Origin of the sequence: Parafrankia elaeagni (assembly GCF_000374165.1) — a bacterium.
GTDB classification, from domain to species: Bacteria; Actinomycetota; Actinomycetes; order Frankiales; family Frankiaceae; genus Parafrankia; species Parafrankia elaeagni.
Genome location: NZ_KB893796.1, coordinates 1 through 8442, shown reverse-complemented (window position 1 = coordinate 8442; position 8442 = coordinate 1). Strand labels below are relative to the sequence as shown.

The following is an 8442-nucleotide window of genomic DNA, read 5'->3' as shown; positions in this document are numbered from 1 at the left end:
GTTTGGTCGCGCTTTCATCATCCGACTGGAAGGCCACTTCCGTCACTACGGCTGGCCACGTTTTCGGTAATTCGGCTGCCGGAGTTTCTCCGGTGAAGCTCTGCGTCGTTTCCTCGGAATTTGATCCGGGTGTGCGTGGCCTTGATTTGTGCGGCCCATCCCGGGCGAGCGTGGCGGGATCGCATCCAACTCGCTCCGCTCCGCGCAAGGCACCTTGAGGCGCCCCACAACGTGGCTACGGAACGTCACTGATCACAACCTGGTGCGATCTCTGCGCAGCCCTGGTCCGGGCCGGTGAACGCGGGTGCGACCCGGCCGTGCCCGCCGGGCCGGGCGGCGGCGCCGGCCACGGTGGCTCCGGCCGGCGGTCAGATCAGCGGTGATCGCGACGAGGGCGACCGCCCCGTAGGCGGCGAACACGGTGACGTTGTGCGCGGCGGTGACGCCCAGCAGCCATACGAACAGGAGGACGAACACCCAGAACCGCAGCTCCCGGCGGCGACGGCGACTCAGGTAGAACATGGGAATCACGTTCCTTTCTGTGGTGAGCCGGGTGGAATACCCGGCATCGACATGCGGGTGTTCGCTCAGCCCTTGGCAGTGCGCCAGGGAACGGGATGTCCGTGGTCAGGGTCGGCGCAGTCGCCGCTGAGCGTGGCGGGACTGCTGTAGACCTCTCCGTCGTCGACCAGGACCCTGATCGGCGGTTCCTCCGCGCCTTTCAGGGTCAGCGCGGTGTCGACGTGGACGAGAATTCCGCCGCTCTCGTCAAGTAGCGCGGTGATGCGGAGGGAGAAGCTGCCCACGTTTCCCGGTTCCCAGCTCGCGCAGGGATGTGGAGGCAGCGCGTCGTACATGTCGATCGTTCCGTAACTCACCGATGAATCCGGCATCGGTCGTCCCTTCCAGGCTCAGAACGTGCGCGGAAGTCCGTATCGAGCATCGCGAGAAAACGCCGGTCCGTGGGGGCAGTCCGGTCGCCAGGCGGCCGGCGTCACAGCAGGCGGGCGCGCGGCGAACAGAGATCAGTGCTACTCGGGTAGTGGGCGGAACACGATCTCGGTGCTGTCGGCGTTGGCGGTGGTCGCCCATTCGTCGAGCAGGTCGGCGAGCGACTCGGCGAGCACATCCCGTACGTCACCGGTGGAACCGTCGTCGGCGAGGACGGCGATCAACCGGGCGCGGGCCTCCCCGAGTTCGTCCGCGTAGACATCGACCACGAGCCCGGTCGCCGACGGCCACTCGGTCCGCGTTCCGGCCTCGATATCGTCTTCCAGCACCATCCGCAACGCGTCGCGGGCGTCGACGAATACGTCACGGGCCCGCTCACGCCGCGACCGCGGGTCCGGCGGCGGGACCCACCGGGGCATCCGCAGAAATCGCACGCCGAGCAGCAGACAGCCTCTCCACATCATGATCTCCATCTCTCCAGGAGCGGGAAGGGCAGGGCTGCGGGGTCACCCGCCGCCGGGTGTCGTGTCGAAGGTTTCGTGCAATTGGCCCTCGGCGGTATAGGTGAAGATCCGTAGCCGGGTGTAGGGTTCAGGAAGAAACACCGGCATGGCATTCACGACAGCCCCGCTGAATCCCCGGCAGATCCACATCACCCACCGGTCCGGCTTGCCCGGGGAGTTTCCGGCGGGAAGCTCACCAGTGGAACGCCGATCGGTGAGCCGGCGCATGTCCCGGCGGGCCAGGTGGGGACAAAGCCGGGTGGACGCCTCGGCACATCCTTCATGCATCGGAGGATCGTGGTAGGCCCCGACCGCGACGGCCCCCGGGCCGCCGAGAAACGCGACCTCCTCTGCGAACGGCTGGGCACAGATACCGCACCGCCCCTCAGAGGCGAGACGGAATGCCTCCCGGCCGTCCACGGTCGAGAAGTCTGGCTCCCCGTCCGGATGGCGCGCGGTGACAGCGGGAATCGGCACGTTCCGGCGCCGGTCGATCGGCAGCTTTCTCATCAGCTCGGGAAATTCGGAATCATGGTTCACTGCCGCTCCTTTCCATGGCGGACGACCATCCGGGGGAAAATTTCCCGGGTGGAGGGTTCGGTTAGTCGCGGGAGTCCGCCCAGAATCGGCCTTGGCGCGCATCCGATCGAGCGCTTTACCCAGGCCGGGAAGGTCTTACCAGCTTTGGATACTGTTCTGGTCGTCGCGGAGAAGACCGACGTGGAATTCGCCGGGCTGGGAGCTGGCTGCGACAACGGCCCACAGCGGCACGTCGTGGCCGGCGCGGGGCACGTAGATGCCGGCTACCACCGGGCAGCGGACGAAGCCCAAAGGCAAGGGAAACTCAGGAGCCATCACCGTCGCTCCGTTCGGGTGAGGACGCCGCGACCCGGCCCGCGCGGCGGCGTCGGGTCGCCGGGCGGGGCTGCGCGTCCACGTGGGAACGGGGTCGCCAGACGTGCCGGCCGGCACGCTCGACCCGTTCCAAGTTGAGCGAGTCGGCCCAGGTGACGCAGAACGCGCAGGGATCGACGCAGGCGGAGCAACTGCCACCGTCGAGGTGACTGCGCCAGTTCTCCTCGGCGTGGGCACGGGAGATCCGGTGATAGGTCCAGGCGTCGATCTCGTCGGTGAGCTGGTCGCGGAGCGCGGTCAGGATGCGGATGACCCGGTTGGGGTCGTAGCTGGGGGCGGTGTGGTCGGCGAGGTGAGCGGCATGCAGCGCCGCATGCCGGCTGGTGTCACCGCCGGTCAGTATGGCGAGCAGCGTACGGGCGTCGAGACGGTCATTGTCGGTCGGCGGGCCGCCCGGGTTGACCGGTCGGCGGCGGCGCGTGTCGACGTCGGCCGCTGTCGGAGACGTCCGGCGGCCTGCGGTGCGGCCCATCGGGATCAGGTCCGGGACGGGTCGTCGCCGACGAGCACGGGCGGGGAGCCGAGGCGGATCAGATGGCCGTGGGTGACGTCCTCGCCGATCGCGCCGTCGACAGCGGCCAGATCCGCGACCTCGTCGCAGATCTCGCCCCACAGGTCCGGGGCGGTCCGCGCGTCCACGGGGATCACGGTGTCGTCGGCGAGGAGCACGCCTTCCGCGGACGCGGTCGGGTACTCGTCCCAGACCACGTCGCAGAGCACGGCGACGGCCGTCGGGTACAGCTCGTGGACCTTCGACGCGAACCCGCCATCAGCGTTGATCCGCCGCAGCAACTCGGTGTTGATCGCGGACAGGGCGGCGCTGAGATCGTGGGTGTCGGTGGTCGGGAGCACGGGCAGGTCGAACAGCACAGGAACGACCCCCTTTCGGGGCGGGCGGGTATGCGAATGCACGGGGCCGTGAGGGCGGGGCCGGGACGCGGCCCGGTCGGTGTTGCGGACGGCGCGTCCTCGGCCGGCGTCCGGCGCCTACTCGCCGACGATCTCCCAGGTCCACCGGAAGCCGCCGACGTAGTACAGGCCGTCGCGCGGGTTGGGCTCGACCGTCTCCGTGTCGTCCGACCAGGTGTTGTGGATCGTGACGATCTCGTCCTCTCCGACGATGATCGTCTCCTGGTCGTCGGAGCCGACGGCCAGGTTGGACAGGTGCAGATCGACAGCGATCTCACGCACCTGGTCGAGGGTGAAGCCGGGGCAGGCGAAGCCGTTCCAGCGCAGATCGTTGGCTGGTACCTCGTACTCGCCGAGGCCATCGAGGGTCACGCGCATCGTCTTGTGCGCAGGGGCCATTGTTGATCTCCCTGTCAGGCGTGCTGAACATCCGCCTTGCCCGGCGGACGTCAGCCGGTCAGATGGGCAGGCAGCAGCTCAGCCGCATGCCGTGCAGGTCGAAGCTGGTCGCAGTGGACGGGATGTTGAAGCGCACGTAGCTGGGGGTGAATCGCAGCCGGTCCGTCGACGCGGCGTCGAGGATGATCGTGGCGTGCGCTCCGTCGATCTGGCCGATGGTGCCGGTCAGGCCGTCGAGGTAGCGGGCCTCGGTGTTAGCGATCCGTACAGGCGTGCCGGTGGTCAGGGACGCGGTCCGGATCGCGGTGAGGGCGGCCCGGCGCTGCCTGACCGTCTCGGTGATGCGGGTCAGGTCCTGTTCGGTCGCGTGCGACAGGATGAAGTCGGTGGCGACCGCGTGCGTCGGTGTCGGGGGCATGCGGGAGCCTTCCTGATCGTGGAGCGGTAGCGAACCGCCGGCCCGGGGCAGACCGGCGGGTATGTCCCGGGCGGGGCCAGGCCGTCTGCCTGCTGCCACGGGCAGGCGGCAGGGGGGCGCCGGCTGTCGGGAAATGCGTGCTCAGGCGGCGGTCAGGCGGGCTCGTCGGGCCGGGACGGGCCGGCCGATGATGAACGTGCCGGGGTGCAGTGGGTGTAGCTGGTCGTGCGGCATCGGCTGGTCCGGGTAGGGCAGGTGCAGCAGGAGCCGTCCCGCGAGCGGGCTGTCGGCATCGTCGGGGACCCGCCGGATGGTGATCGTGAACGCGCCGAGTGGGTGGCCGGTGGACAGGCTCAGGGTGATCGCGTCGTCGGCCTCGTCGGTGCGGATGCCGGCGCTGTTGCACCACGACAGCGCGACCCGTTCGGGCGTGTGCGGTCCGGTGCCGTCCGCGTCGGGCTCGTCCGGCTGGTAGGCGGGGCATGCGTTGTCGCCGTTGTCGTCGAAGCCGTGCGGGGTCTCGACAAGGTCCGCCCCGCAGGCGGAACAGCGGAACTCGATGTCGGCGTCGAAGATCAGCTTGATGCTGCTGTCTTCGTCCAGGCTGTTCACGGTCGTGCCGTCGACGGTCAGTGCGGCGAACATCGCGATACCCGGTCCCTTCCGGTCAGTTGTGCGGGTAGCGCACTGCGCCCGCCCCGGCGGCGGCCGGGGCGGGCGCAGTGGCAGGTGGGTGGGGTCGGCTCAGGCGGGCAGCAGGGTGCGCAGCGTGGCGAGGGTGGAACCGTCGAGGCTGTCCGCCCCGCCGGTCACGGCGCGCAGCATGTTGCGTTCGGCCCGCGTGGCACCGCGGACGGTCTGCTCGTGGTGGGTGTAGGTGTTGACCGCCTGCACCACACCCCAGCCGGTGTTCCGCCACGGGGAGACCCGCTCGTCGTGGTTCCACAGCCGGTTCAGGACGTCGCGGTGCTTCTCGGCGCTGGTCCGCGCCCGCCCCTTCTCGTCCGGCATGGGGGCGTGGGCGTCCAGGAACGCGGCCCACTGCCGGTCGGACACGCCCAGCGCGCACAGTTCGGCGACTTCGGCGGCGAAGTCGTCGGCGATCGTGTGCACGATCGCGAGTGCCTCCCGGGCCTCGCCGAGCCGTAGGTGGGACTTGGCGGAGTGCTTGACCTTGGTCTGCTGGCCCTTCTCCCGCAGACCGGCCGCCATCGTGTTGTCACAGACGACGTTGGTCACGATCCGCTTGTAGGTCGTCGACAGCGACCCGTCGAAGCTCGTGGTGGCCAGCAGGTTCGGGCGGAACGCGACCCCTTCCGGAGTGGTGATCGTGTCGGGGACCTCGACCGACACCCACGCGACCGCCCCGCCGCGCAGCAGCCCGGCCGACCCGATCGCGAGATCGTCATCGAGGAGCTGGGCGACGTTGTCGACCAACCATTCCTTGTAGGGGTGGGGCTGGTAGCCGTCGCTGAAGATCCCCATCACGCTGCCGGTGTCGGACCGGATGATCGCCTTGCGGTCCGGGACGACGTCCAGACCGCCGGTGACCGGGGACTCGACGTAGATCGGCTGTTCGAGCGCGGTCCAGTCGAACAGCCGGCGCTCGACGTCGTCGACCGGGATCGGCCCCGGGTAGTGGTTGGCCTCGCCCTGCTGGTCGGCGCGGTAGTGCCAGGCGTGGCCACGCTTGTCGGTGAAACCGATCAGCGTGTGCTGGTTGAGCCAGGTCAGGGTTTCCTTCGACATGCGGCTTTCTCCCTTGCGTGGTGGGGGTGGGTGGCGATGTGTGGGCATGCCGACGGGCCGCCGGACACCGTCCGGCGGCAGGCATGCGGAAGCGGGTTACGGGCGGGTGTGCGGGCGGGGCTTAGCGCCGCGCGGGCCGGGTCGAGCACTGACGCGCCGTGCCCCGGCGCGCCCGCGTGTCGTTCGTCAGCGGCAGCGTCTCGGCCCGCCTTACGGCGCATCCCCAGGCTCGGCGCGTCGGGCCGTCGGACGACCCGAGGGATGGGCGGGGGACCTGCCCGCGAGCCAGGAATCGACGAGGGCAACGGCTGCGCTGTCACGGGCCGCATCGGCCGCATCGGCAGGCAGAGCCGTCAGCCCGAGGGACTCCCGAGCCTGCAACACGTACTCGTTCGCATCGACAAACTCGTGCAACTGCTCGAAGGCAGCGACGGTCTCGGGTACCTTCCCGCCGCGGACATCCTCCAAGATCATTTCCTGCATTGCGGTGGCGATCGAGTCGGAGCTGACGTCTGGTTGATTGCCCATCGCCGTTCCTTTCTGCCGCAGGGCACCCGACGACGTACGTCTCGATGGCCGGCGATCTTCGGACCGCCCGACGGGCCGCCGGACACCGTCCGGCGGGCGGCCACGCGGCGGCGGCTTACGGGGCGGGTGTGCGGGCGGGGCGCAGCGCCGCGCGGGCCTCGGCGAGTGACGCCCAGGGGCGGACCTGACGGTGGCCCGGGTAGGTGTGCGCGCGGGCGATCGCGACCGCATGGTCCGGGTCGAGCACCGAGGCGTCGACCAGGCTGCTGATCTTCCAGGCGGTGGTGGCGACCCGGACGGGCCGCCCGCCTGGCCACATCTCCTCGTAGGCGCGCACCCGGCCGTCACGGGTCACCGAGCGGATCACGATCAGCTCGACATGGACGGCGTCCGGGCCGCCACCGGTCAGCGGCTCCCGATGCGGGGACACCAGCAACGCGGCCGTCCCCCGGCGGGCGGGCGCCCCGTTCGCGAGCGGCAGCGCCTCGACCTGGCTCACGATGCGTCCCCGGGCAGAGGCAGCCAGGCCGTGGCCGGGGTCGGGGCGTCACGCTCTTGAGCGATCAGGTCCCGGATCTGCATCGTCAGGTAGTCGGCGGGGTTCTCCTGAAGGAACGGGTCATCGGACCAGACGATCGACCCGGCCCGCGCGGACGTCTCCACCACCACACCGCCGAGCACGTCCGTGCTGTACCGGCGGTCGCAGTGCGGGCACTCCACCACGATCGTCAGCACGTAGGCAGCCCAGGTCCCGTCCGCGAAACGGGCCCGTTCCTCGGTGATCACGTCGAGGTCGCCGAGCGGGGACAGGTAGTAGTCATGGTCATCGTCGATGTAGACCCCGATCCGCACCGTGGGGTCCGCGAGCACGCCGAGCATGGCGCCACCTCTCGAAAGATCAGGCAGAGAGCGCAGAAGGCGGGTCGGCTATGCGCCGGTCAGCCGGGCCCAGAGTTCGCGGCACTCGGCGTCGCTAAACCCCTCCGGATGCGCGGAGGTCTCCCGCATCTCGCCGGTGTAGTGGCTCAGTGTCGTCCTGCCGCCCCACCAGCAGTGCGGCCCAGGAAAGTCCGGGCCACCCGACGGTTCTGTGACCCCCAAGTCCGTCAGCCGGGCCACGGCAAGGTCAACGGCGCCGAGCCCGTCCGCGCGGTCGTACTCGTCCGGTTCGCAGTCGAGTTCCTCGGACCGTTCGCCGTGCGGGTAGATGTCCCCGTCGTACGCTTCGTGGTCGAAGTAGTCGCGATGGTGAACACGCAGATGCCGGCCGGTCACAGGACCCGCACCACCCAGCTGCCGCAGTCCTCCTCGACCCCGGAGATCTCTAGCAGGATGTCGCCGTAGAAGATCGCCTGTTCGTGCAGCCGGTCCCCTTCCGGGCCGTAGCCGCAGTCCCACAGTCCCGCGCCCTGCCGCTGCCGTGACAGGACCCAGTCCCGGCCCAGCTTCTCGGCTCCCGGTGCCCGATCTCCCAGCCGCTCGATCAGTGACGACAGGTCAGGCTCGGCGCCTTCCAGGTAGTCACGGATTTCGTCGGCGGGATCGCCGCGCAGATACTCGGTTTCCGTTCCGTCGAAACCACTGCCGTACAGGTTCGTGGTCTCGTCCGGCGACCATTCGACCATCGCCGATTCGATCAGTTCGCGCCATACTCCCCGCTCAAAGCGGCGCACGAACTCCTCAGACAGAACATCACAGGTCACAGACCCTCCCTCCACATGACGGGTGACACGCTTCGGACGAACCGCCGGTAGATGGCTAACGCCACCCGATCAGCAGGTCGCCGTGAATCCCCCGCGCTTTGAGTAGGTACGGTTCGTCCATCCATTCCAGGCTGAACTTGTAGATCTTGCAGTCGCAGCCGTGGTAGATCGACGCCAGGCGATCCAGCAACATCAGGAAGTGATCCCGCCCGCGCCGCTGGACAATCGCGAGCGCACGCTCACGATCACCGAGAATGTCGAACACGACCACATGCCTTTCGTGTCGAACCGGATGCGTGTTCGCCAGCTGGTTCGGGCGGTTTCTGCCCTCACCTTGTTACGCGCTGGGAAGCGTTCCGACCGTCCG

16 protein-coding genes are annotated in these 8442 nt (G+C 69.1%); all 16 read right to left on the bottom strand.

The genetic code is table 11. The features are described from left to right. Nucleotides 1-252: 252 nt before the first annotated feature. A complete protein-coding gene (locus tag B207_RS0131645; protein WP_018640708.1) occupies nucleotides 253-522 on the bottom strand; it encodes a hypothetical protein in 270 nt (89 codons plus the stop codon). A 65-nt stretch (nucleotides 523-587) separates the two neighbouring features. Then, nucleotides 588-893 (bottom strand): hypothetical protein, encoded by a 306-nt coding sequence (locus tag B207_RS0131640; protein ID WP_018640707.1) that lies wholly within the window; start codon nucleotides 891-893, stop codon nucleotides 588-590. 138 nt (nucleotides 894-1031) lie between these two features. After that, nucleotides 1032-1415: a hypothetical protein gene (locus tag B207_RS0131635; protein WP_230205341.1), complete on the bottom strand. Its 384-nt coding sequence runs from the start codon at nucleotides 1413-1415 to the stop codon at nucleotides 1032-1034. Between the two features lie 42 nt (nucleotides 1416-1457). Then, on the bottom strand, nucleotides 1458-1994 hold the full coding sequence (locus B207_RS0131630; protein ID WP_018640705.1) for a hypothetical protein: 537 nt from the start codon (nucleotides 1992-1994) through the stop codon (nucleotides 1458-1460). Between the two features lie 304 nt (nucleotides 1995-2298). Continuing rightward, entirely contained in the window at nucleotides 2299-2841 is a 543-nt protein-coding gene (locus tag B207_RS0131620) for a hypothetical protein (RefSeq protein ID WP_018640703.1), read from the bottom strand. A gap of 5 nt (nucleotides 2842-2846) precedes the next feature. Continuing rightward, nucleotides 2847-3239, bottom strand: coding sequence for a hypothetical protein (locus B207_RS0131615; RefSeq protein WP_018640702.1), 393 nt, complete (start codon nucleotides 3237-3239; stop codon nucleotides 2847-2849). A gap of 117 nt (nucleotides 3240-3356) precedes the next feature. Next, nucleotides 3357-3677, bottom strand: coding sequence for a hypothetical protein (locus B207_RS0131610; protein WP_035743252.1), 321 nt, complete (start codon nucleotides 3675-3677; stop codon nucleotides 3357-3359). A gap of 58 nt (nucleotides 3678-3735) precedes the next feature. Further along, nucleotides 3736-4095: a hypothetical protein gene (locus B207_RS0131605; protein WP_018640700.1), complete on the bottom strand. Its 360-nt coding sequence runs from the start codon at nucleotides 4093-4095 to the stop codon at nucleotides 3736-3738. A gap of 141 nt (nucleotides 4096-4236) precedes the next feature. Continuing rightward, nucleotides 4237-4740, bottom strand: a complete 504-nt coding sequence (locus B207_RS0131600) for a hypothetical protein (RefSeq protein WP_018640699.1) — start codon at nucleotides 4738-4740, stop codon at nucleotides 4237-4239. Between the two features lie 99 nt (nucleotides 4741-4839). Beyond that, nucleotides 4840-5844 (bottom strand): DUF932 domain-containing protein, encoded by a 1005-nt coding sequence (locus B207_RS0131595; protein ID WP_018640698.1) that lies wholly within the window; start codon nucleotides 5842-5844, stop codon nucleotides 4840-4842. Between the two features lie 210 nt (nucleotides 5845-6054). Beyond that, nucleotides 6055-6372: a hypothetical protein gene (locus B207_RS0131590; RefSeq protein WP_018640697.1), complete on the bottom strand. Its 318-nt coding sequence runs from the start codon at nucleotides 6370-6372 to the stop codon at nucleotides 6055-6057. Nucleotides 6373-6487: 115 nt separating this feature from the next. Continuing rightward, nucleotides 6488-6871 carry a hypothetical protein gene (locus tag B207_RS0131585; RefSeq protein ID WP_018640696.1) on the bottom strand — a complete coding sequence of 128 codons (384 nt, stop codon included), beginning with the start codon at nucleotides 6869-6871 and terminating at the stop codon, nucleotides 6488-6490. After that, nucleotides 6868-7251, bottom strand: coding sequence for a hypothetical protein (locus tag B207_RS0131580; protein WP_018640695.1), 384 nt, complete (start codon nucleotides 7249-7251; stop codon nucleotides 6868-6870). The genes B207_RS0131585 and B207_RS0131580 overlap by 4 nt, the downstream gene beginning before the upstream one ends. Before the next feature lie 48 nt (nucleotides 7252-7299). Further along, nucleotides 7300-7647 (bottom strand): hypothetical protein, encoded by a 348-nt coding sequence (locus B207_RS0131575; protein ID WP_018640694.1) that lies wholly within the window; start codon nucleotides 7645-7647, stop codon nucleotides 7300-7302. Beyond that, complete coding sequence (locus B207_RS0131570) at nucleotides 7644-8075, bottom strand: hypothetical protein (protein ID WP_026311651.1); 432 nt, start codon at nucleotides 8073-8075, stop codon at nucleotides 7644-7646. The genes B207_RS0131575 and B207_RS0131570 overlap by 4 nt, the downstream gene beginning before the upstream one ends. A 55-nt stretch (nucleotides 8076-8130) precedes the next feature. Next, nucleotides 8131-8340: a hypothetical protein gene (locus B207_RS0131565; protein ID WP_152991249.1), complete on the bottom strand. Its 210-nt coding sequence runs from the start codon at nucleotides 8338-8340 to the stop codon at nucleotides 8131-8133. Nucleotides 8341-8442 lie beyond the last annotated feature (102 nt).